Here is a 20,111-nt window from a genome sequence, read left to right as displayed (position 1 = left end):
GGCCACTACCATCCATGAGGTGACAGCGGGAAGCGACTCGGTTCTCGAACTGCTGCCGTTGGTGTTCGCCGCGCCCAACGAGGCGCTGGCGAGGGCGGAAGAGGTACTCGGCTCGGATCCCCCGCCCCTGCATGCCTCCGTCGCCCACCAGGTGATCGGCATCTGGCAGCGGGACTGGGGCGACCTCAGGATCGCGCTGCACCATCTGCGACGCGCCCGGGAACTGGCGGCGCGCGCGGAGTCCGCCGACCGGGAGGCGGATGTGCTGGCCGCGCTCGGTGTGGCGCTGGTGCACGCGGGCCGTACCCGGGAGGGCCTGAAGGCGCTGGAGCGGGGTGTCGAGGTGAGCAGCGGGCACACCAGGGCCCGGGTGCTGTTCCGCCGGGCGTACGCCTCGTGGGTGCTGGGGCGGCACCGGGAAGCGCTGGAGGACGTACGCCGGTCGATCCCCGTGCTGCGGCAGGCGGACGACGTCATCTGGACGGCGCGCGCGCTGACCCTGCGCGCCACCGTGCATCTCGCGCTCGGCGCGGTGGAGCGCGCGGCCGCCGACTTCACCGCGGCCGAGTCCCTGTGGGACACCACGGGCCAGGAGCACGACAAGGCGGACGCGGTGGAGAGCCGCGGTCTGGCCGCGTTCCGGTCGGGCGACATTCCGGCGGCGCTCCGGCTGCTGGACGAGGCGGAGGAGCGCTACGCCAAGCTCGGCACGCCGACGTTCATGCTGAACATCCGGCGCTGCGAGGTGCTGATGGCCGCCGGCCTCGCCCCGGAGGCGCTGGCCGAGGCGGACGCGGCGATCGGGGTGCTCGACGGCATCGGCGGGCAGTCGACGCGCAAGGCGGAGCTGTTGCTGGCCGCCGCGCGGGCCGCCCGGCTCGGGGGCGATCCGCACACGGCGATCGCGCGCGCGGCCCTCGCCGTACGGCTGTTCGCCGGGCAGCGGCGTCCCTGGTGGGAGGCGCATGCCCGGCTGGTGCTGATCGAGGCGCGGGTCGCGGCGGGGCGTGCCTCGGGGCGGCTGGTCGCGGACGCCGCCGGGGTGGCCGAGCGGCTGGCCGCGTTCGGCGCGCCGGCCGCGCCGGAGGCGTCCTTGCTGGCGGGCCGGATCGCGCTCGACCTGGGCTGGACGGCGGACGCCGAACTGCATCTGAAGGTCGCCGCGCGCAGCAGGCACGGCGGCCCGCCGCTGGCCCGGATGACGGGCTGGGCGGCGCAGGCGCTGCGAGCCCGGGCGGCCGGTTCCGGCCGGGGCGTCCTGGAGGCCTGCCGGCACGGCCTCGACGTGCTGGACGCGCACCGCACGACGCTCGGCGCGTCGGAGCTGCGGGCCCGCGCCACCGCGCAGGGTGCGGAGCTCGCCGCGCTGGCCCAGCGGGCGAGTCTCGATTCCGGCGGCCCGCGACGGCTGCTGACGTGGAGCGAGCGCTGGCGGGCCACCGTGCTGTCCGCGCCGCCGACCCGGCCGCCCGCCGACCCGGCCCTGCTCAGCGGTCTGACCGCCTTCCGGGAGATCGCGGCCCGCGCCGAGGCCGCCCGCATGGACGGCCGTCCCGTCCCGGCGCTGGAGCGTGACCAGCGGCGCCTGGAGCGGGAGATCCGCTCCCGGACGCTGCACATCAGCGGTGCGGCGCCCGGCGGCGGGCACCGGTTCGATCCGGCGCTGATGCTGGAACGTCTGGGCGAGGACGTACGGCTGGTGGAGCTGGCCGTGCTCGACGGGCGGGTGCAGGTGCTGCTGTGCGGGCAGGGGAGGGTGCGGCGGTTCGAGGCCGGGCTGCTGGCCGAGGCGGAGACCGAGGCCGAGCATGTGCAGGCGGGTCTGCGGCGGCTGGCCCACCCGGGCGCCGAGGCCAGGCTCCCGGTGGTGGAGGCGGCCGGACGGCGCCTGGAGGAGCTGCTGTTCGGGCCGGCGGCGGAGCACTTGGGCACCGGACCGGTGGTGGTGGTGCCGCCGGGGCGGCTGCACCGGGTGCCCTGGGCGCTGCTGCCGTCGCTGCGGGAGCGGGTGTTCAGCGTGTCGCCGTCGGCGAGCAGCTGGCTGCGGTCCCGGGACACCGTGCCGCCGCCCGGCGGCCGGCGGGTGCTGGTGCGCGGGCCGGGGCTGGCGACGGAGGGTGCGGAGGTGCCCGAACTGGCCGACCGGTACGGGGGGTCGACGGTGCTGGAGTACGAAGAGGCCCGGGTGCCCCGGGTGTTGGAGGAGCTGGACGGCTCCGAGCTGGCGCACATCGCCGCGCACGGCACGTTCCGCGCGGACAGCCCGCTGTTCTCGGCGTTGCGGATGGCCGACGGCCCGCTGATCGTGCACGACTTCGAGCGTCTGGACCGCAGCCCGTACCGGATCATCCTGTCCTGCTGCGACACCGCCCGGTTCGCCTCGGTGGGCGCCGACGAGCTGCTCGGCCTGGTCACCGCGCTGCTGCCGCTGGGCACGGCCGGGGTGGTGGCGTGCAGCGCGCCGGTCAACGACGCCGCGGTGGTGCCGTTGATGCTCGCGCTGCACAAGGGGCTCAGTGCCGGGCTGTCCCTGGCGGAGGCGCTGCGCGACGCCCGGGCCGCGCTTCCGGGCGACGCCACCCACCAGGCGACCGGCTGGGCGTTCTCGGCGTTCGGGGCGGCCTGAGGCCGGGTCGGGGCTCGGGTCGGCGGCCTGACCCCTCCCCCGAAACCTGGGGGTCAGACCGCCGGTCCTGGGGCGGTCGGCTCAGGCCGACCGGGTTTCCGGCTGCTCCACCAGCCACGACAGGGCGTCGCGGTCGCCGGCGCCGAGCCGGGCGTAGGCGCCGTAGAGGTGGTTGCCCACGGTCCGGACGGACAGGGTGAGCTGCTGGGCGATCTGCCGGTTGCTGAGCCCCGCGGCGGCGAGCGTGACGATCTGCCGTTGCCGGGCGGTGAGTTCACCGAGGGCGGGCCCGGACAGCGCCGGTGTGCGGGCGCCCGGGCAGCGCCGGGCCAGGGCGACGGCGCGGGTGCGCGAGACGCGCACGGCACGCGGGTCGCGGTGCGTGTGGACGGCCTGGGCGCGGGCCTCGGCGGCGAACAGCAGGAAGCCGCGCTCCTCCAGTTGCTCGGCCACCCGGTCCAGGGCGGCGCCGTCACCCCGGGCGAGCGCGTCGGCGTGGGCGGCGAACACGCCGGTGAGGCGGCCGAGGGCCCGTTCGGGCGCGCCGAGGCGGACGGCGTCGTAGGGATCGTCGGTGACCGCCTCCAGTGCCGCGTCGAGGTCGCCGCGGGCGGCCGCCCGCCACACACTCGCGGCCGCGTCCGGCGCGGCGGAGACCTGGCCCGACTGCGCGGCGGCCAGGGCGAGTTCGGTACGGCAGGACGGGTCATCGGCAGCGTCCCGCAGTCCCTCCCTCGCCCAGGCCGCCGCCTCCCGCAGTTCCCCCCGCAGGCGTGCGAACCGCGCGCGCAGCGCGGCGTGTCCGGCCGGGACCGTGGCGCCCTCCGCCACCAGCCACTCCCCCACCGGCGTCGGACATGCCCGGACGTCGGCGTCGTCGATGCCCCGGGCCAGAGCGGCCGACTCCGCCGCCAGGGCGGTGGCGCAGCTGTCCGGGGTGCGGGCCAGCCGCTTGGCCCGCAGGCGGCCCGCCGCGGCGCGCAGCACCGGCCCGTGCAGCGGGTGGGCGAGACGGACGGCGCCCCGGTCGTCGACGTGGACCAGGCCGTCGGCCTCCAGGCGTTCGAGGACGCACAGGTCGAGAGCGTCGGCGTCGAGCGGCAGGGGCTCGCCGAAGGCCACCCGCTCCAGCGTCTCGCGCTCCTCGGGGCCGACCCGGTCCAGGACGCGCCCGGCGCGTTCGCGGACGGTCGCGGTGACCGGCACCGGGCCGCGCCAGGCCCAGGTGTCCGTCCCCGGGACGCGCACGAGCAGCTCGCGCACCGCGCCCACCAGGTCCCGCAGCAGCCGCAGATCGCCCCGGCACAGGCGGTGCAGCCGGCCGACGGTGAGCGGTTCCAGCGCCTCCCCGGCGCCCGCCGTCAGCAGCAGGGCCGTCTCGTCGCGGGGCAGCGGTTCCAGGGCGAGACGCGGCAGCAGCTCCCCGGTCCACAGACGGGAGATCGCGCCGGGCACCGGAACCTCGTCGGTGGCGACGACCAGCAGCCGGGTGCGTCCGTGCACGGCCAGCTGGTGGACCAGAGCGGCGGAGGCGTCGTCGAGCAGATGGGCGTCGTCGACCAGCAGCAGCCGGGTGCCGGACAGGAGGTGGAGCGCGCGGTGCAGGGTCACCGACTCGGGCAGCACGGGCGCGAACGCGGCGAAGGGGATCTGCCGGCTCTCGGGCGTCCCGGCCACCTTGACGCAGTCGGTGCCGCGCACGGCCTCCGTGGCGAGGCGGGTCTTGCCCGTGCCCGCCGGACCGGTCACCGCGATGCCGTGGCGGGTGGCGGCCAGGGCCCTGCGGACCAGTTCCAGTTCGTCCCCCCGGCCGGTGAAGGGCCAGGGCAACTCCAGCGTCTTGGCGTCCCGTGCGGAAGTCGTCACGGTAGATGGAGCACGCCTACTCATCCCTGATACAGGGTGACTTGAGTAGCCCCCGACTCAAGTCACCCGCAGTGCGGCGACGGCAGGCTGGTCGCCATGACCGCACGCTACTGCGCCCTAGCTCAGGCGCCGGACCGCGCCTTCGCGCCGGGTCTGGCCGCCGAGCGGCTCAGTGCGCTCATCGGCGGCAGCCGCATGTGGGTCAACAACACCGTGCTGCACTACTCCTTCTTCGACGACGACGCCGACGGGTCCGTCATCCCCGTTCCGGGCACCGGGGTGACCCGGCGGGTGACGTGGGCCGGTGCCAAGGAGCAGCAGGACGTCGTGCGCGAGTGCTTCCGCCAGTGGCAGGACCTCGGCATCGGCGTGACGTTCGCCGAGGTCACCGACCGCTCGGAGGCCGAGCTGCGGATCGGCTTCCAGGTCGGGGACGGCTCCTGGTCGACCGTGGGCAAGGACGCGCTCCAGGTCGGGCTGAACGAGCGCACGATGAACTTCGGCTGGGACCTGACCGCGCCCGGGGAGCGCGGGACGGCCCTGCACGAGATCGGACACGCGCTCGGCATGCTGCACGAGCACCAGAGCCCGTTCGCCGGCATCCACTGGGACGACGAGGCCGTCTACGCCGATCTGGCGGGCCCGCCGAACTTCTGGAACCGGGAGCGGACCTTCTTCAACATCCTGCGCAAGCTCGACCCTGACGAGGTCAACGGCTCCGTCTGGGACCCGCAGTCGATCATGCAGTACCCCTTCGAGGCCGGGCTGATCCTGGAACCGGAGCAGTACCGCACGGGCATCGAACCGCCCGGCGTGCTCTCCCCCGCCGACAAGGAGTACGTCCTGCGCTGGTACCCGGCCCTCCGGCCGCCACGGCCGCCGGCGCTGGTGCCCTTCCGTTCGGCGCCGCTCGCCCTCGGGCCGGGCGAGCAGGCCGACTTCGTCGTCGAGCCGCCGGAGACCCGCGAGTACACCGTGGGCACCTTCGGCCAGAGCGACGCCCTCGTCGTGGTCTTCGAGGAGCGGGACGGCGAGCCCCGCTACCTCACCGGCCAGGACGACGGCGGCACCGACCGCAACGCCACGATCAAGGCCCATCTCGTCAAGGGCCGCCGCTACTTCGTCCGTGTGCGCCTGTACTCCGGCTGGGGTTCGGGGGAAACGGCCGTGATGTGCTGGTGAGAGCACGTACGGGTCGCACACGGACGAGGATCGGACCGACAGTCCGGCGCCGGGGAAGCGGTCACGGAGGTCTCCTTCGGGGGAGGGAGACCTCCGTGACCCACACCGCGCCGGGCGACTCAGGACGCCGCCCGCCGCTCGCCTCCCACGTCGTCCGGATGGGCCAGACCGAGATGGTGGCGCAGGGTCGGTCCCTCGTACTCGGTGCGGAACACACCTCGTTCCTGGAGCAACGGGACGACCTTGTCGGCGAAGGCGTCGAGACCGGTCGGGGTGATGTGCGGGACCAGGATGAAGCCGTCACTGGCGTCGGCCTGTACGTATTCATCGATCGTGCGGGCGATGGTCTCGGGTGAGCCGACGAAGTTCTGCCGGTTGCCGGTCTCGATGACCAGGTCGCGGATGGACCAGTGGTGGGCGGCCGCCAGCTCGCGCCACTCGCGGGCGGTGGCCAGCGGGTCCCGGTACATGCGGACCTGGGCGCGCCCCTCGGAGATGTGGTGGTCGCCGACCGCCGGGTCGATGTCGGGAAGCGGGCCGTCCGGGTCGTAGGAGGACAGGTCCCGGTTCCAGACGAACTCCAGGTGCTTGAGTGCGGTGGCCCCGCTGACCTGCTGCCGGCGTACCTCGCGCGCCAGCTCCTGCGCCTCGGCGTCGGTGTCGGCGAGCGCGAAGGTGGCGGCGGGCAGGATGAGCAACTGGTCGTGGCGGCGGCCGTACTTGGCGAGGCGGTTCTTGACGTCGGTGTAGAAGGCCCGGCCCTCCTCCAGGGTGGCGTACCGGCTGAAGATCGCGTCGGCGTCCGAGGCGGCGAACTCGCGGCCCTCGTCGGAGTCGCCGGCCTGGAAGATCACCGGGCGGCCCTGGGGGGAGCGCGGGACGTTGAACCGGCCGTGGATGTCGAAGTGGTGGCCGGTGTGCACGAAGGAGCCGGCCTTGGCGTCCCGCAGGAACTCTCCTGCCGCCTGGTCGGCGAGGAGCTCGTCGCCGTGCCAGGAGTCGAAGAGCTCGTGCGCGGTGGCCAGGAACTCCTTGGCGCGGGAGTAGCGCTCCTGCTGCGGCAGGAAGCCGCCGCGGCGGAAGTTCTCGCCGGTGAAGGCGTCCCAGGAGGTGACGACGTTCCAGGCGGAGCGGCCGCCGGAGAGGTGGTCGAGGGTGGCGAACTGGCGGGCCACCTCGTAGGGCTCGTTGAAGGTGGAGTTGATGGTGCCGGTCAGGCCGAGGTGCTCGGTGACGGCGGCGAGCGCGGCCAGGACGGTGAAGGTGTCGGGGCGGCCCACGACGTCCAGGTCGTAGATCTCGCCGCCCTGTTCACGGAGCCGGAGCCCCTCGGCGAGGAACAGGAAGTCGAACCTGGCGCGTTCGGCGGTGCGCGCGAAGTGCGCGAAGGAGTCGAACTCGATGTGGCTGCCGGCCTCGGGGTCGCTCCACACGGTGGTGTTGTTGACGCCCGGGAAGTGCGCGGCCAGATGGATCTGCTTCAGTGGCTTGCTCATGATCTGCGGTCCTTCCGGCTCAGAGGCTCAGACGGCGGCGTAGCGGTTGGCGGGGCGGGCCAGGCCCAGCAGGCCGCGCAGGGTGCCGGCCTCGTAGGCGCTGCGGAAGGCACCCCGGCGCCGGAGTTCGGGGACCAGTCCCCGGGTGATCGCCGGAAGGTCGTGGCCGAGGACGGCGGGGCGCAGCCGGAAGCCGGTCAGCCCGGCCGAACGCAACTCCAGGAGCAGGTCGGCGAGTTGGGCGGGAGTTCCGGTGAAGATCCGCGCGTCACTGGTGTACGGCTCTCCCGCGAGCGTGTCGAGCCGGTCCCGGCGGGCGGCCGCCTCGGCCGGATCGTCGTCCAGGAAGACCACCAGATCCCCGAAGACGTGCACGGGTTCGGCCGCCCGGCCGGCGTTCTCCTGTTCGGCGCGGATCTCGGCGACGATCGCGCGGGCCTGGTCGGTGTCGTGCGGGGTGACGAAGCCGATGTCGGCCCCGCGGGCCACCAGCCGGTAGGGGACGGTCCCGTGGGCGAGGGCGGTGACGAGCGGCTGGCCCTGGGGTGGGCGCGGGGTGATCGAGGGGCCCTTGACATTGAAGTGCCTGCCCTCGAAGTCGACGTAGTGCAGTTTGTCCCGGTCCACGAACCGGCCGGTGGCAACGTCCCGGATCTCGGCGTCGTCCTCCCAGCTGTCCCAGAGCCTGCGCACGACCTCGACATGGTCGGCGGCCTCGTCGAGGAGGTCGGTCAGCACCGGGCTGTCGTGGTCCTCGACGGGTGGGACGGTACGGCGGCCGAAGTGGTCGGCCTCGTGCGGGCGGGCGGAGATCTGCACGCGCAAACCCGCGCGGCCGGTGCTGACGTAGTCCAGGGTGGCGATCGCCTTGGAGATGTGGAACGGCTCCGTGTGGGTGGCGACCACGGTCGGCACCAGCCCTATGCGGCGGGACAGGGGCGCGACGCGGGACGCGATCAGTACGGCGTCCAGGCGACCGCGGACCTGGTCGGTGCGGTCGTCCAACTCGGCGTGGTGCGAGGACTGAAGGCCCAGGCCGTCCTCGAAGGTGACGAAGTCGAGCAGACCGTGTTCGGCCTCGGCGACCAGGCCGGCCCAGTATCCGGCGGTGAACAGCTCACGGGGCCGGGCCACCGGCTCGCGCCAGGAGGCGGGGTGCCAGCCGGTGCCGTCCAGGGCGACGGCGAGATGCAGCGGAGAAGAGGGAGAAGCAGGAGAAGAAGGGGACACGAGGGGGTGCCTTCCTGAGGGTCCGTACGAGAGCGCCGGCCCGCGCACGGGCGGGGCAGGGCGGCTTGGGCAGCAGACGGGTCAGGAGCAACAGAGCGCGGCGGACACGCGCTGGAGATCGATGTGCGGCCGGGAGTGGAGACGGACGGAGCGGAGTGTGGGAGTCACGCCCGTCACCTCCTCCTGCTGGGCGCACGAACCTGCTCGGCGCACGGACTGCTGAGCGCACGAAGCCGCCGACGCATCTCGTCGTGAGTCACAACGCCGGGCCCTCGTGGGATGTTCCCGGCCTGCCGGTCCGGCGGACGGCACCCCTGTGGCTACGGCCGGACGGCCGCGTGGGACTCCCAGTCCAGGATCTGCACGGCCGCCCCGGCTGCCTCCAGCCCACGGCAGCGGGCGTGGTGGCGGCGGGCGATGCCGTCGAGGTCGAGGTGGGCGCCGAAGGCCGGGTGGGCGGCCAGGCGGCGGGCATAGGCCCACAGAGCGGGGTGGCCGGCGACGCGGTGCACGGCGGCGGCGTCCAGGTGGTGGCGGTGCACGGTGTCGAGCTGCACGAGCGTCACCCACAACTCCACGTCGGCGGCGGTGATCTGATCCCGGATCAGGTACTCCTCCACCTCTAGCCGACGCTCCAGCACGTCCAGGGTCTGCAGCAGCTTCCCGAGCGCCGCGTCCCGTTCCGTCGGCTCCGACCCCGCGGTGCCGGCCCGCTGGGCGGCCTCCTCGATGCCCTGCGCGCACATCCGCTCCACGGCCTCGATCTCCGACTCCGCCCCGCACGGGTACAGCGCCGGCCGGCCACCGCCGAAGTGCCGGGCCAGGTCACGGGTGATGTCGGGCGCGTGGGTGCTGACGATCCGCCCCGACCAGTCGTCGCTCAGCACCGGCCCGACGGCCGCACCCCGGTACCGGTGCACGCTCGCCTCGTACAGCGGACGCAGCGCGGAATGCCCCCCGTCGGGACAGTCCGGGACCGCCCCCAACGGTGTCACCGGACAGACGTCGTCGAGCCCGAGCAGGCCGTGCGTCACGGCGATCCGGAGACCGTCGGAGCAGGTCGCGGACAGATGGAGCCGGTAGCGGCGCGGCACGGCGTAGTGCCCACTGCGCGCGTCCCGGCCGATCCGCCCCCGGAACGCGGGAGCGGGGTGGACAGGGGCGAGGGCGAGCGGCGTGACGGACATGGATCTCCCCGGGGTAGGAACGGACGTGCACGCGACGGAAGCGACGTCGGGTACGGAGGGGCTCAGCCCAGGGGCCCGATCGCGCTGCACACCCGCAGCAGATCGATGTGACGGCGGGACGTCAGCAGGAGCGCCGGCCGAGACGTACGGCCCACCCGCACACTGACCGGCTCAAGGCGCCCCATGCTTCCCTACCTGTTCACTAGGATTCCCACGAGGAGTGTCGATCGACGCCCGGTCCTCGTCAAGGGGGCGTCCACGGGGTGGGCACGGTCGTGGGAGCGGTGCGATCGCTTGCGAAAGCAACGGTGGAGGCCCGCAAGAGCGCCCGTAAGGTACCGGCCATGAGAGTCTTGGGTTGGATCTTCCTCGTGCTCGGCCTGTACTTCCTCGTCCAGGGGTTCGCCATGCCGATGATCGCGGAGCGCAGCGATGTCGAGAGCGTCGAGTTCACGCAGATCCGGGAGGCGAGTTCGCATCTCGGCATCGGGCTGATGATCGGCGCCGTCGCGTGTCTGCTCGCCCGCCCACAAGGTGGTTCCGCCGTACGGCCCCCGCAGCCCTCGGCGCCGCCGCAGTACGCGCCGCAGCAGGGTTACCAGCCGCCGATGCAGCAGCACCAGGGCGGCTGGCAGGCGTCGCCGCAGCAGTGAGGCCGACGTCGCCTCCGGGCCCGGGTCAGCGGGCGAGCGGACCGTCCAGCACGTCCAGGACGACACCGCCCAGCACGCCGAGGACGACGGAACCGGCGGCGGCCGCGTAGGCGACCACGGCGGCCGGCCTCGATGTGGCATGCGGTTCGCGTGCGGCCCCGGGCGTGCGGAACGCCGGGCCGATCCAGCGCAGGTAGTAGAAGAGCGAGGCCACCGTGTTGACGGCCGCGACCACCGCGAGCCAGGCGTAGCCGCCGTCGAAGGCGGCGCTGAAGACCTCCAGTTTGCCGAGGAAGACGGCGGTCGGGGGCGTGCCCACCAGGCCCAGCAGACAGACGGCGAGCGAGGCGAGGAGCGCCGGGTGCGCCCGCGCCAGGCCGCGGTAGTCGTCGAGGGTGTGGGCACCGGGCAGGGCGCAGACGACGGCGAAGGCGCCGAGGTTGGTGAGCGCGTACCCGGCCAGGTAGTACAGCAGCGCCCGCTGGTCGAGGTCGGTGCGTCCGGCGACGGCCACCGGGAGCAACAGGTAGCCGACCTGGCTGATCGTGGAATAGGCGAGCAGCCGTTTGACGTCCTGCTGGAAGAAGGCCGCCAGGTTGCCCAAGGTCATCGACGCGACCGCGAGGACGGCCACCAGGCCGGCCCACGGCAGGTCCGCGTCCGCGAGCGGCACGGCGGCGAGCCGGTAGAAGGCCACCAGCGCGCCGATCTTGGGGATGGTGGCGAGGAAGGCGGCCACCGGCGCCGAGCTGCCCTGGACGGCGTCCGGCACCCAGAAGTGGCCGGGCACGCCCCCGGCCTTGAACAGCAGACCGGCGAGCAGAGCCAGCGTGCCGACCGCCACCAACCCGCCCGGTGCCTCGGCGAGTTCGGTCCGCAGCATGGGGTACGACGTGGTCCGCCCGGCGGCGAGGAGGACGGTGACGCCGCCGAGCATGACCACGCCGAGGAGCGCGCCGACGACGTAGAACTTCAGGGCCGCCTCGGTGCCGGGGCCGTCCTTGCGGAACCCGGCGAGCGCGTAGGCGGGCACGCTCGCGAGCAGGTAGGCGGCGGCGAGGAGGAGCAGGTCCTGGGCTCCGGCCAGCATCAGGGCGCCGGCGGAGGCGAGTTGGAGCAGGACGTAGAACTCCGTCTCGCGCGGGTCGGCGTGCATCCGCGGCAGGGCGAGGGCGAGGACCAGCAGGGTCGCGCCGAGGATGACGATCCTGCCGGTGGCGGTGAGCGTGTCGAGGGCGAAGGAGTCGCCGAAGACCGTCCGGACGGGGTCGGCCGCGGCGATCGCGGCGGCGACGATCCCCGCGGCGCAGGCGACGGCCGCCAGCGCTCCGGTCAGCCACTGGCGGCGGCGCGGCAGCCACGCGCCGAGCAGCAGGCCGAGCACGGCCGAGGCGGCGAGCAGCACCTCGGGCAGGAGGTGGACGGGGTTCTCGTTCATCGGGGGCATCTCGTTCATCGCGCGAGCAGCTCCAGCACGGTGCGCGAGGCGGGTTCGATGACGTCGAGCACGAACCGGGGAGCGATACCGAGGACGACGCCCAGGACCAGCAGCGGGACGATCGCGAGCCCTTCGTGGCGGCGGATGTCCGGGAAGGGCCGGTCGGTTCCGGGGGCGGCGAGCGGCAGCCGCAGTGGTCCGAGGAAGACCTGTTGCAGGGCGCGCAGGAACAGGCCCGCGGTGAGCAGGATCCCGAGCACGGCCAGCCCGGTGGCCACCGGCTGCGGTCCCAGGCTCCCGGTGAGGATCTGGAACTCGGCGATGAACCCGGAGAAGCCCGGCAGCCCGAGCGAGGCGAAGGCGGCGACGCCGGTCAGCGCGGCGAAGACGGGCGCCCGCCCGGCGACCCCCGAGTACGCGGGCATCTCGTAGGTGCGCCCCCGCTCGTACAGCACGCCGGCGAGCAGGAACAGGGCCCCGGTCAGCAGCCCGTGACTGACCATCTGGAAGAGCGATCCGGTGACCGCGAGCCGCCGGGCCTCCTCCTGGTCCGAGCCGACGGCCCCGGCCGCTCCGATCGCCAGGACGATGTAGCCCATGTGGTTGACGGAGGTGTAGGCGACCATCCGTTTGAAGTCGGTCTGGGCGAGGGCGACCAGCGCGCCGTACAGCACGGAGACCACGCCGACGACGACGAAGACGAGCGCGTGGTCGCGCCAGGCGCCGGGCAGGACGGGCAGGGCGATGCGCAGAAAGCCGTAGGCGCCCATTTTCAGCAGCACCCCGGCGAGGATCGCAGAGCCGGCGGCCGGGGCGTCGGTGTGCGCGGGCGGCAACCAGGTGTGGAAGGGCACGGTCGGCGTCTTGACCGCCAGCCCGACGCCGATGGCGAGCAGGACGAGCGCGCCGTAAGTGGTGCGCCCCGCAAGGGGGTTGGCATCGGTCAGCTCGACGATGTCGAAGGTGTGCGGGTCGGCGGCGAGGTAGAGGCCGATGAAGCCCAGCAGCAGGGCGAGGGAGCCGATGAAGGTGTAGAGGAAGAACTTCAGCGCGGAGCGGGCCGCGTTCTTGTGTCCCCATCCGGCGATGACGAAGTACATCGCGACGATGGACAGGTCGAAGAAGACGAAGAACAGGATCAGGTCGAGGGCGACGAACAGGCCGAGGCAGGTGGTCTGGAGGAAGAGGAACAGGGCCGCGAACTCCCTGACCCGCCGGGTGTCGCGCCAGGCGTACAGGGCGCAGGCCAGGAACAGGACGCAGGTGAGGGCGACGAGCGGGAGCGACAGGCCGTCGACGCCGATGTGGTAGCTGATGCCGGCACTCGGGATCCAGCGGGCCCGCGTCTCGTACTGCATGCCGCCGTCGGCCCGGTATCCCGCCCAGACGATCACGGTCAGGACCAGTTCGACGGCGGTGGTCGACGCCCAGGCCGTCAGGAACAGGTGGCGGGGCGCGCCGCGCGGCACGCACAGCAGGAGGGCCGCCATGGCGGTCGGGAGCAGGACGATGGCCGTGAGCACGGCGGTCACCTCACGAGGACGAGGACGACGGCGAGGACGGTGAAGGCGGCGACCGCCTGAGCGAGGTACTGGTGCAGCTGCCCGGTCTGCGGCCGGCGCGCCAGGCGGCCGAGCGCCCGCGCACCGCCCGCAACCCCCTCCACGGCGCCGTCGACAAGTCGCTCCACCTGGGTGTCGGTCCACCGCGCCAGCCGGACCGAGCCACGGGCGGTGCCGTCGACGGCACGGTCCAGCACCCGGTCGTCGAAGGCGGCGAGGGCGTCGGCGAGGCGCATGACCGGACGGACGAGGAGCGCATGCGCGGCCGTCTCCAGATGGAGCCACTGTGTCTGGACGGCCAAGGCGCGCAGGTGCGGGCCGCGGATCCACACGACGGCCGAGACGACGACCGCGAGCACACCGGACAGGGCGAACTCCCATGTCCGCGGCCCTGGTTGGGCCTCACCGCCGAGCACCCGCCCGACCGCTTCCCGCACAGGCGGGAAGGACGTGGCCGTCAGCGCGACGCAGGCGACCGCCAGGATCACCAGCGGCAGCCGGGTCGCCAACGGCAGCGGCTCCTCGCGGTGGCGGTCCGCCGCGGGAGCCGGCTGCCAGACGAACCAGAGGGCCTTGGCGCTGTACACCGCGGAGATCACCGCCCCGGCCAGCCCGACGACGTACAGCGCCGTGCTGTCCTCCAGGGCCTCGGCGAGCAGGACGTCCTTCGCCGCCCACAACGACAGGGGCGGGATCCCGGCCAGCGCCAGGGCCGCGACGGTGAAGGCGATCCCGGCCGTGCGGTGCCGTCGGGCCGCGCCGTGCAGGGCGGGCAGCGCCTTGGTGCCGAGGGATGTCAGCCAGGCGCCGGCGACGAGGAAGGCCAGGCTCTTCGCGGCGGCGTGGGCGATGAGTTGGAGGGTTCCGCCGGTGACCGCGCCGGTCCCGGCGGCGAGCACCATGAAGCCGATCTGGGCACAGGTGGAGGCGGCGAGCAGCTGTTTGAGGTCGGTCTGCGCCACGGCGACCAGGCCGAGGAGCACGGCTGTCACCGCGCCCGTCCACGCCACCAGGGGCCCGCCCCAGCCGGACCGCGCGAGCAGCGGCTCCAGCCGCAGCAGCAGATACGCGCCGGCCACGACCATGGTCGCCGAGTGCAGCAGGGCGGAGACCGGGCTCGGGCCCCGCATGGCCCTGGACAGCCAGAAACTGAAGGGCAGTTGGGCCGACTTGCCGAGCGCGGCCACGATGACACCGGCGGTGATGAGGGCCTGCCACGGATCCGCCGCGCCCGGGAGTTCGGCGAGGGACCCGGACTGTCCGCTCGCCACTGCCGCCCCGGCGGCGAGGTAGAGGCCGAGGTCGGCGGCGCGGGTCGTCAGGAAGGCGGTGTTGGCGGCATCCCCGCGCTCCGGGTCGCGCCACCAGTGGCCGATCAGCGCCCAGGAGGTGGCGCCCATCACCTCCCACGCCATCAGCAGGACCGGCAGCGTGGTCGCGGTGACCGTCGTCAGCATCGCGCCGGCGAAGAGCAGCATCAGCCCGAAGAAGCGGGCGCGTGCCTCGCCCGGTCCGATGTCCGCGACGCCGAACAGGAGGACGGCCGCCGTCACCGCCGTGACGGTCACCACCATGAGGCCCGACAGCCCGTCGACCGCCAGCCCGGCGGGCAGCCCTTCGAGCAGGGGCGCCTCGACCCGCGGGTGCCCGAACGCCACCGCCACGGCCAGGCCGAGGGCGCCTACGGCCGTACCGACCGCGACACCGGGGGCGTACCGGTCCGCCGGGCGGCCGACGACCGCCAGCAGCGTGCCCACGGTCAGCGGCAGCGCGACGAGCGCCCACAGCAGGGCGCTCACTCCTTCAACTCCGCGGCCATGTCGGTCATGTCCACCTCACGCGCCCGGAACAGCGCGGTGACCACGGCGAATCCGACGGCCATCTCCACCGCCATCACCGTGACCGCCAGGACCACCAGCACCTGGCCGTCGGCGGCGTCCGGGGCGATGTAGTGCCAGACGGCGGCCGCGCCGACGATGACACCGCCCAGCATCAGTTCCAGCCCCATCATCAGCATCACGACCGACTGCTGGGTGAGCGCGCCGAACAGGCCGATGCTGAACAGGGCGGCGGCGAGCAGCAGGAACAGTTCCAGACTCACCGGCCCACCCCTCCCCGTACGGGATCGTCGGCGGTGTGTGCCGACAGGTCGTCGCCGAACCGGTCGTAGCGGCCCCGGCGGGTGGCCAGGACGACGGTCACGACGATCGTGGCGAACAGGGTGAGGCCCAGGGTCATCATCGTGAGCATCTGCGGCCCCATCAGCGACATGCCGAGGTCCATGGTCGGGTCGTCCGACGCCCGGCCGCGCCGCGCGGGCCAGGGGGCGAGGAGGATCCCGGCGGCCAGGACGCCGAAGACGGCCGCGCAGATGACGGCCGCGCCCTTCTTGTTGTGGACCATGGTCATCGGCAGGAGCCCGGCCGGGTTCATCATGTACATCACCATGAAGACGGCCATGACGGCCATCTCGATGGTCATCATCAGCACGATCACGACCCCGAGGTAATCGAGGCCGAGCAGCAGCACCTGACCGCCGACGCACAGCAGCGAGACCAGCAGGGCGTACGTCGCCCGGGCCATGGAGTCGAAGCGGAACACCATGACTCCGGCGGCCACCGCCGACAGGGCCAGCGCCCAGAAGATCACGTCGTCGAGCACGGCCATCACCTCCTCATCGGTTCAGGACGACGACGGCCACGACCAGCGCCTGAACCAGCGTCAGCGGCACCAGGACCATCCACGCCGTCTCCATGTACCGCTCCATCCGCACCACGGGCAGGGCCCGGCGCGCGGCGACCAGCAGCATCAGGACGGCGGCGGTCTTGACCACCGTCCACGCCCAGCCCGGCAGCAGCGGCCCGTGCCCGCCGCCGAGGAACAGCGGCACGCTGAAGCCGGCGGTCACCACCAGCAGCAGCCACCGTCCGCCGAGGAACACCAGCCGGTCCACGCCCGCCAGTTCGACGGCGGCGCCCCCGGCCGCGTCCCGCGCGAGCGGATGGGCGAACGGCCCCCAGAAGGCCATCGCGAGGGCGCTCAGCAGATAGACGACGAACGCGACCGGCATCCACACCACGAACCACACGCCGTCCTGGGCCGCCACGACGTCCCCGACCCGCAGGGACTCGGCGCCGAGAGCGGCGGTGGTGAGCGCGAACATGTGCGGAAGCTCGTACGCCAGCCCCTGCGCGAGGAACCGGTACCCACCGATCAGCGACAGCGCCGAGTTCGGCCCCCAGCCCGCCAGCCACACCGCGGCCCAGGCCAGCGCCTCCATCGCGTTGAACCACACGATGCCGACGGACGGATCGCTCACGGCGCGGAAGCCCCAGGGCAGGACGGCACCGGCGAGCACCGCGGCCACCGGGATCAGCACCACCCCCAGCCTGCCGAGCAGCCGGTCCGCGGCCGTCGTACGGCGCGGCTGCTGGACGAGCAGCCGAAGCGCCTCGCGCAAGGGAGCCGCCGCCCGTCGCCCCGTCTCGCGGACGCTTCCGGCGGGGCCGCGCTCGGCCGCCCCGGACAGTACGGCGTCGAACCCGGCCGCGACCAGGGCCGCCACCGCCAGGGCGACGGGCAGAACGACGGTCGCCCACAGGGGCGCGGCCTCAGGCATGGGCCGATCCCGTCGCGGGCGCGAGCGCGAGTTCGTCGAGGTCGGGGTCGAGGCTGGCCACGATGATCCGCGCACCGGCGAACTCCGCGCCGGTCAGCAGAGCGGGGAGGACGTCGAGCAGCGCCTGCGAGGGCGACCGCGGTCCGTCGAGCCGACCGCGCGGACCGCTCCGGTCGTCGGGCGCCAACGGCCGTACGTCGTCGAGGTCTTCGAGGCCGCGCTCGATCTCCCGCAGCCACATCAGCAGCCGGTCGTACGCGTCCCCGTCCGCGGCCAGCGCCGGCCCGGTCACTCCTGCCGCCCGTGCCCTGTCCGCCGGCAACCGCCCCAGCCCGGCGATCGACCAGCGCAGGATCCGGGACCGGCCGACCCGGCGGACCGTCCTGCGCAGCTCGCCGACGACCTCCGTACGCGTCGCTCCCGCCAGCAGTTCGTCCCGCAGCCGCCGGCAGCGCGCCGCGACATCGTCCCAGCCGGCGACGGCGAGCAGCCGTCCCGCGCTGTCCAGATGCGCGGCACAGCGTCGGCGGGCCGCGTCGCCCCTGGTGACCTCCTCGCCGTGCGCGGCCCGCAGCCACGGTTCGTCCCAGAAGGGCGGGCGCTGAACGGCGGGTACGGGGAGGTGGTCCACCTCGACGCCCTGGACGACGTCTCCTTGCAGAGCGAACCGGAGGATGAGCCCCGCCGGCCAGTCGCTCAGGCCGGGACCGAACGGCACGTGCAGCCGATCAAGCCGCAACCCGTCCCGGTCGTCGGCCCGTTCGGCCATGGGCAGGCCGGCGATGTCACCCATGGCGTGCGTGCCGTGGTCCATGTGGTCCATGTGACTATCGTGGTCGTGGCCTTGGTGATCCATGTGGTGCACATGCTCCATGGGCTCCACGTGCTCCTGGTGCTCCATGTGCTCCATGTGCTCCGCATGCTCGGCCGGTTGAGGAGCCACCGCCCTCTCGATCAGTTCCCGGCGCGCCGCGTCGAGCGCGAGTGCGATCTGCCGGGCCTCTCCCTCCCCCACCCCCACCACGACACGCACCGCAGGCGCAGGCATCGACCGCTCGATGTCGTCCAGCCAGTCCGCGCCCTCCGCCGCCGGGACGCCGCACACGACCAGCAGATCCGCGGCGGCCGGAGCATCCACCACCGGCCACTGCCGCCGGCGGAGCTCCGCCTCCACCGCCGGCCGGAGTTCCGTCGCCCCGGGCAGGGCGAGCGCCAGGACCGCCGGGCGGTTCATCGCCGTACGCCGCAGAAGGGCCCTCAGGTCCACCTCAGCGCTCCCTCGCGCCAGGCGTAGGCCACCGCGGCGAAGAGGATGCCGAGGAAGAGGAACATCTCCACGACGGCCGTGGTGCCCACCTCCGAGACGACCTTGACCCACGGGTACATGAAGAGCATCTCCATGTCGAAGGCCAGAAAGATCATGGTGACGGGGTACCAGCGCACATGGAACCGGGACACGGCGTGCTCCCCCGGCTTCAGACCCCCGGCGAAGGGCCCCGCTTCCAGGGGAGTGCGTACGACCGCCAGCCACAGCCCCAGCCCGTACAGCGCGGCCAGACCCGCGCCGACCACGCCGAGCAGGACCAGCATCGGCTGCCACGCGTCCATACCGTCCGACCTCCCCGCACACCAGACCCGTACCAGCTACCCCCTGGGGGTATATCACACGTGGTCTCCGCCGGAAAAGAGCAACACGTGAGGGTGCGGCGAGCGGTCACGGTCGTTCTCGCGCCGACGGCCGGTTCCGGTTCGTGCGCGTGTCAGTGCGCGTGTCAGTGGGCGTGCGGGCCGCCGGTCCACTGCGGCTTGCCCCGCGGTACGAGACCGAGAGCGACGACGGCTCCGGCCGCGGCCGCCACCGCGCACACCGTGAAGGCGTCGGCGAAGCCGTCCGCCGAGCCGCGTTCGAAGCCGGAGGCCGCGACGGTCGAGGCGACGGCGACGCCGATCGAACCACCCACCTCGTGGAAGGTGTTGACGACTCCCGAGGCGACCCCCGCCTCCCGGTGTTCCACCATGGCCAGGGCGGTCGTCGTGGCGGTGACGAAGACCGCGCCGATACCGAGGGAGGCGACCACGACGCCCGGCAGGAGCCCGGCGTACACGCTGCCGCTCTCCGTGAGCCGGGTCAGCGGGACGGTCCCGGCGGCCGTGACGGCCAGGCCGGCGACCGCCGTGGGACGGCTGCCGATTCGGCCGACGAGCCGGGACGCGAGGTGGGCGCCGATCCCCGTGGCCACCGCGACGGGGAGGAACACCAACCCGGTCCTGAGCGGGCTGAATCCACGGATGTGCTGGAGATAGACGGATCCGAGGAAGAAGAACGCGACCAGCAGGGCCGTGGCGACCAGCATCAGGAACGCGCCCGCGAGCACCGGCCGCCGGGTGAACATCCGCAGGTCCATCAGCGGGGCCGAAGTGGCCCGTTCGACCGCCGCGAAGACCATGTAGGCGACCGCCGCGCCGGCCAGCGGCAGCAGGGTCGAGGCGTCCGCCCAGCCGACGTCGCCCGCCTCGACCAGTCCGTAGATCAGGGCGGCGGTGCCCGCGGTGACGAGCAGCGCGCCGGGGACGTCGAGCCGTGCGGGCCGCGGAGGCCGGGCGGGCACCAGGGCGGGCAGGGCGCCGAGCAGGAGCAGTCCGACCGGCACGTTGATGTAGAACACCCACTGCCAGCCGGGCCCGTCGGTCAGGACACCGCCGAGCAGCACACCGGCGGCGGAGCCGGTGCCGCCGATCGCCGCCCAGACGCCGAGCGCCTTGTTGCGTTCGGCGCCGTGGAAGGTCGTCGTGACGAGGGACAGTGCCGCCGGGGACAACAGGGCCGCGCCGACGCCCTGACCGATCCGGCCGCCGAGCAGGGTGGTGCCGTTCCCGGCGAGTCCCGTGACCAGCGAGGCGGCGGTGAAGAGCGCCAGCCCGGCGAGCATGGTGCGGCGGGCGCCGAGGGCGTCGGCGAGTCGGCCGCCGAGCAGCATCAGTCCGCCGAAGCAGAGGGTGTAGGCGGTGACCACCCAGGTCAGTGCCTCCCGGCCGAGGTCGAGGTCGGCCGCCATGTCGGGCAACGCGACGTTCACGACGGTGACGTCGAGGATCAGCATGAACTGGGCGAGACAGATCAGCGCGAGGGCCGCCCAACGGCGGGGGTCGGTGGGCGGGTGACGGTCGTGTTCGGCTGCGTGCGGCGCACCGGCCGCGGAGTGGGTCATGACGAGGACTCCTTCACCTGTGGGGCATCACCTGAATCTTCAT

Annotated in this window: 18 protein-coding genes; 3 read left to right on the top strand and 15 right to left on the bottom strand. The window is 73.5% G+C overall.

Features of this window, described 5'->3' with window-relative positions; genetic code table 11:
• Positions 1 to 19: 19 nt before the first annotated feature.
• Positions 20 to 2,626, top strand: a complete 2,607-nt coding sequence (locus tag SLINC_RS38705; RefSeq protein WP_067446177.1) for a CHAT domain-containing protein — start codon at positions 20 to 22, stop codon at positions 2,624 to 2,626.
• Positions 2,627 to 2,707: 81 nt separating this feature from the next.
• On the opposite strand, the gene SLINC_RS38700 is transcribed toward SLINC_RS38705, so the two are convergent.
• The gene (locus SLINC_RS38700) at positions 2,708 to 4,516 is read right to left on the bottom strand and encodes a LuxR family transcriptional regulator AbsR2 (RefSeq protein ID WP_067443090.1); all 1,809 of its coding nucleotides are present in this window, start codon (positions 4,514 to 4,516) and stop codon (positions 2,708 to 2,710) included.
• 72 nt (positions 4,517 to 4,588) lie between these two features.
• Here SLINC_RS38700 and absR1 point away from each other — a divergent pair, with 72 nt between their 5' ends.
• Positions 4,589 to 5,674 carry a beta-glucuronidase AbsR1 gene (absR1, locus tag SLINC_RS38695; protein ID WP_067443089.1) on the top strand — a complete coding sequence of 362 codons (1,086 nt, stop codon included), beginning with the start codon at positions 4,589 to 4,591 and terminating at the stop codon, positions 5,672 to 5,674.
• A 119-nt stretch (positions 5,675 to 5,793) separates the two neighbouring features.
• Here absR1 and SLINC_RS38690 read toward each other — a convergent pair whose 3' ends face one another.
• The 5 genes from SLINC_RS38690 to SLINC_RS50095 all read right to left on the bottom strand — a co-directional run bounded on the left by SLINC_RS38690 (position 5,794) and on the right by SLINC_RS50095 (position 9,772).
• Positions 5,794 to 7,170, bottom strand: coding sequence for an NtaA/DmoA family FMN-dependent monooxygenase (locus tag SLINC_RS38690; RefSeq protein ID WP_067443088.1), 1,377 nt, complete (start codon positions 7,168 to 7,170; stop codon positions 5,794 to 5,796).
• A 27-nt stretch (positions 7,171 to 7,197) separates the two neighbouring features.
• A complete protein-coding gene (locus tag SLINC_RS38685) occupies positions 7,198 to 8,400 on the bottom strand; it encodes an LLM class flavin-dependent oxidoreductase (RefSeq protein ID WP_067443087.1) in 1,203 nt (400 codons plus the stop codon).
• An 81-nt stretch (positions 8,401 to 8,481) separates the two neighbouring features.
• Positions 8,482 to 8,568 carry a putative leader peptide gene (locus SLINC_RS50290; RefSeq protein ID WP_310736526.1) on the bottom strand — a complete coding sequence of 29 codons (87 nt, stop codon included), beginning with the start codon at positions 8,566 to 8,568 and terminating at the stop codon, positions 8,482 to 8,484.
• A 152-nt stretch (positions 8,569 to 8,720) separates the two neighbouring features.
• Positions 8,721 to 9,587 (bottom strand): glutathione S-transferase C-terminal domain-containing protein, encoded by an 867-nt coding sequence (locus SLINC_RS38680; protein ID WP_067443086.1) that lies wholly within the window; start codon positions 9,585 to 9,587, stop codon positions 8,721 to 8,723.
• Positions 9,588 to 9,649: 62 nt separating this feature from the next.
• On the bottom strand, positions 9,650 to 9,772 hold the full coding sequence (locus tag SLINC_RS50095; RefSeq protein WP_257785192.1) for a putative leader peptide: 123 nt from the start codon (positions 9,770 to 9,772) through the stop codon (positions 9,650 to 9,652).
• Positions 9,773 to 9,931: 159 nt separating this feature from the next.
• On the opposite strand from SLINC_RS50095, the gene SLINC_RS49655 reads away from it, so the two are divergent.
• Positions 9,932 to 10,240, top strand: a complete 309-nt coding sequence (locus tag SLINC_RS49655; protein ID WP_067443085.1) for a hypothetical protein — start codon at positions 9,932 to 9,934, stop codon at positions 10,238 to 10,240.
• A 25-nt stretch (positions 10,241 to 10,265) separates the two neighbouring features.
• On the opposite strand, the gene SLINC_RS38670 is transcribed toward SLINC_RS49655, so the two are convergent.
• The 9 genes from SLINC_RS38670 to SLINC_RS38630 form a co-directional block, all read right to left on the bottom strand.
• Complete coding sequence (locus SLINC_RS38670; protein ID WP_182449331.1) at positions 10,266 to 11,687, bottom strand: NADH-quinone oxidoreductase subunit N; 1,422 nt, start codon at positions 11,685 to 11,687, stop codon at positions 10,266 to 10,268.
• A gap of 5 nt (positions 11,688 to 11,692) precedes the next feature.
• The gene (locus tag SLINC_RS38665; protein ID WP_182449253.1) at positions 11,693 to 13,201 is read right to left on the bottom strand and encodes a complex I subunit 4 family protein; all 1,509 of its coding nucleotides are present in this window, start codon (positions 13,199 to 13,201) and stop codon (positions 11,693 to 11,695) included.
• Positions 13,202 to 13,206: 5 nt separating this feature from the next.
• Positions 13,207 to 15,039, bottom strand: a complete 1,833-nt coding sequence (locus SLINC_RS38660) for an NADH-quinone oxidoreductase subunit 5 family protein (protein ID WP_067443082.1) — start codon at positions 15,037 to 15,039, stop codon at positions 13,207 to 13,209.
• The gene (nuoK, locus tag SLINC_RS38655; protein WP_067443081.1) at positions 15,036 to 15,341 is read right to left on the bottom strand and encodes an NADH-quinone oxidoreductase subunit NuoK; all 306 of its coding nucleotides are present in this window, start codon (positions 15,339 to 15,341) and stop codon (positions 15,036 to 15,038) included. Before nuoK ends, SLINC_RS38660 begins: the two co-directional genes overlap by 4 nt.
• Positions 15,338 to 15,907, bottom strand: coding sequence for an NADH-quinone oxidoreductase subunit J (locus SLINC_RS38650; protein ID WP_375141511.1), 570 nt, complete (start codon positions 15,905 to 15,907; stop codon positions 15,338 to 15,340). The genes nuoK and SLINC_RS38650 overlap by 4 nt, the downstream gene beginning before the upstream one ends.
• Positions 15,908 to 15,914: 7 nt before the next feature.
• Positions 15,915 to 16,859 carry an NADH-quinone oxidoreductase subunit H gene (locus tag SLINC_RS38645; RefSeq protein WP_067443080.1) on the bottom strand — a complete coding sequence of 315 codons (945 nt, stop codon included), beginning with the start codon at positions 16,857 to 16,859 and terminating at the stop codon, positions 15,915 to 15,917.
• Positions 16,852 to 18,126, bottom strand: coding sequence for a hypothetical protein (locus tag SLINC_RS38640; protein WP_067443079.1), 1,275 nt, complete (start codon positions 18,124 to 18,126; stop codon positions 16,852 to 16,854). Before SLINC_RS38640 ends, SLINC_RS38645 begins: the two co-directional genes overlap by 8 nt.
• Positions 18,117 to 18,467: an NADH-quinone oxidoreductase subunit A gene (locus SLINC_RS38635; RefSeq protein ID WP_225988440.1), complete on the bottom strand. Its 351-nt coding sequence runs from the start codon at positions 18,465 to 18,467 to the stop codon at positions 18,117 to 18,119. The genes SLINC_RS38640 and SLINC_RS38635 overlap by 10 nt, the downstream gene beginning before the upstream one ends.
• 164 nt (positions 18,468 to 18,631) lie before the next feature.
• Positions 18,632 to 20,068, bottom strand: coding sequence for an MFS transporter (locus SLINC_RS38630; RefSeq protein WP_067443078.1), 1,437 nt, complete (start codon positions 20,066 to 20,068; stop codon positions 18,632 to 18,634).
• Between the last annotated feature and the right edge of the window lie 43 nt (positions 20,069 to 20,111).

Source organism: Streptomyces lincolnensis (assembly GCF_001685355.1).
GTDB lineage: Bacteria > Actinomycetota > Actinomycetes > Streptomycetales > Streptomycetaceae > Streptomyces > Streptomyces lincolnensis.
Note: the sequence above shows the minus strand (reverse complement) of the source record. Positions and strands in the feature narration are given on the sequence as shown.

Excerpts from the sequence above, each read along its gene's own strand:
- SLINC_RS50095 (WP_257785192.1), bottom strand. The coding sequence starts at position 9,772 with ATGGGGCGCCTTGAGCCGGTCAGTGTGCGGGTGGGCCGTACGTCTCGG.
- SLINC_RS49655 (WP_067443085.1), top strand. The coding sequence starts at position 9,932 with ATGAGAGTCTTGGGTTGGATCTTCCTCGTGCTCGGCCTGTACTTCCTC.
- SLINC_RS38700 (WP_067443090.1), bottom strand. The coding sequence starts at position 4,516 with ATGAGTAGGCGTGCTCCATCTACCGTGACGACTTCCGCACGGGACGCC.
- SLINC_RS38630 (WP_067443078.1), bottom strand. The coding sequence starts at position 20,068 with ATGACCCACTCCGCGGCCGGTGCGCCGCACGCAGCCGAACACGACCGT.
- SLINC_RS38670 (WP_182449331.1), bottom strand. The coding sequence starts at position 11,687 with ATGCCCCCGATGAACGAGAACCCCGTCCACCTCCTGCCCGAGGTGCTG.
- SLINC_RS38645 (WP_067443080.1), bottom strand. The coding sequence starts at position 16,859 with ATGCCTGAGGCCGCGCCCCTGTGGGCGACCGTCGTTCTGCCCGTCGCC.
- absR1 (WP_067443089.1), top strand. The coding sequence starts at position 4,589 with ATGACCGCACGCTACTGCGCCCTAGCTCAGGCGCCGGACCGCGCCTTC.
- SLINC_RS38650 (WP_375141511.1), bottom strand. The coding sequence starts at position 15,907 with ATGGCCGTGCTCGACGACGTGATCTTCTGGGCGCTGGCCCTGTCGGCG.
- SLINC_RS38635 (WP_225988440.1), bottom strand. The coding sequence starts at position 18,467 with ATGGACGCGTGGCAGCCGATGCTGGTCCTGCTCGGCGTGGTCGGCGCG.
- SLINC_RS38680 (WP_067443086.1), bottom strand. The coding sequence starts at position 9,587 with ATGTCCGTCACGCCGCTCGCCCTCGCCCCTGTCCACCCCGCTCCCGCG.
- SLINC_RS38690 (WP_067443088.1), bottom strand. The coding sequence starts at position 7,170 with ATGAGCAAGCCACTGAAGCAGATCCATCTGGCCGCGCACTTCCCGGGC.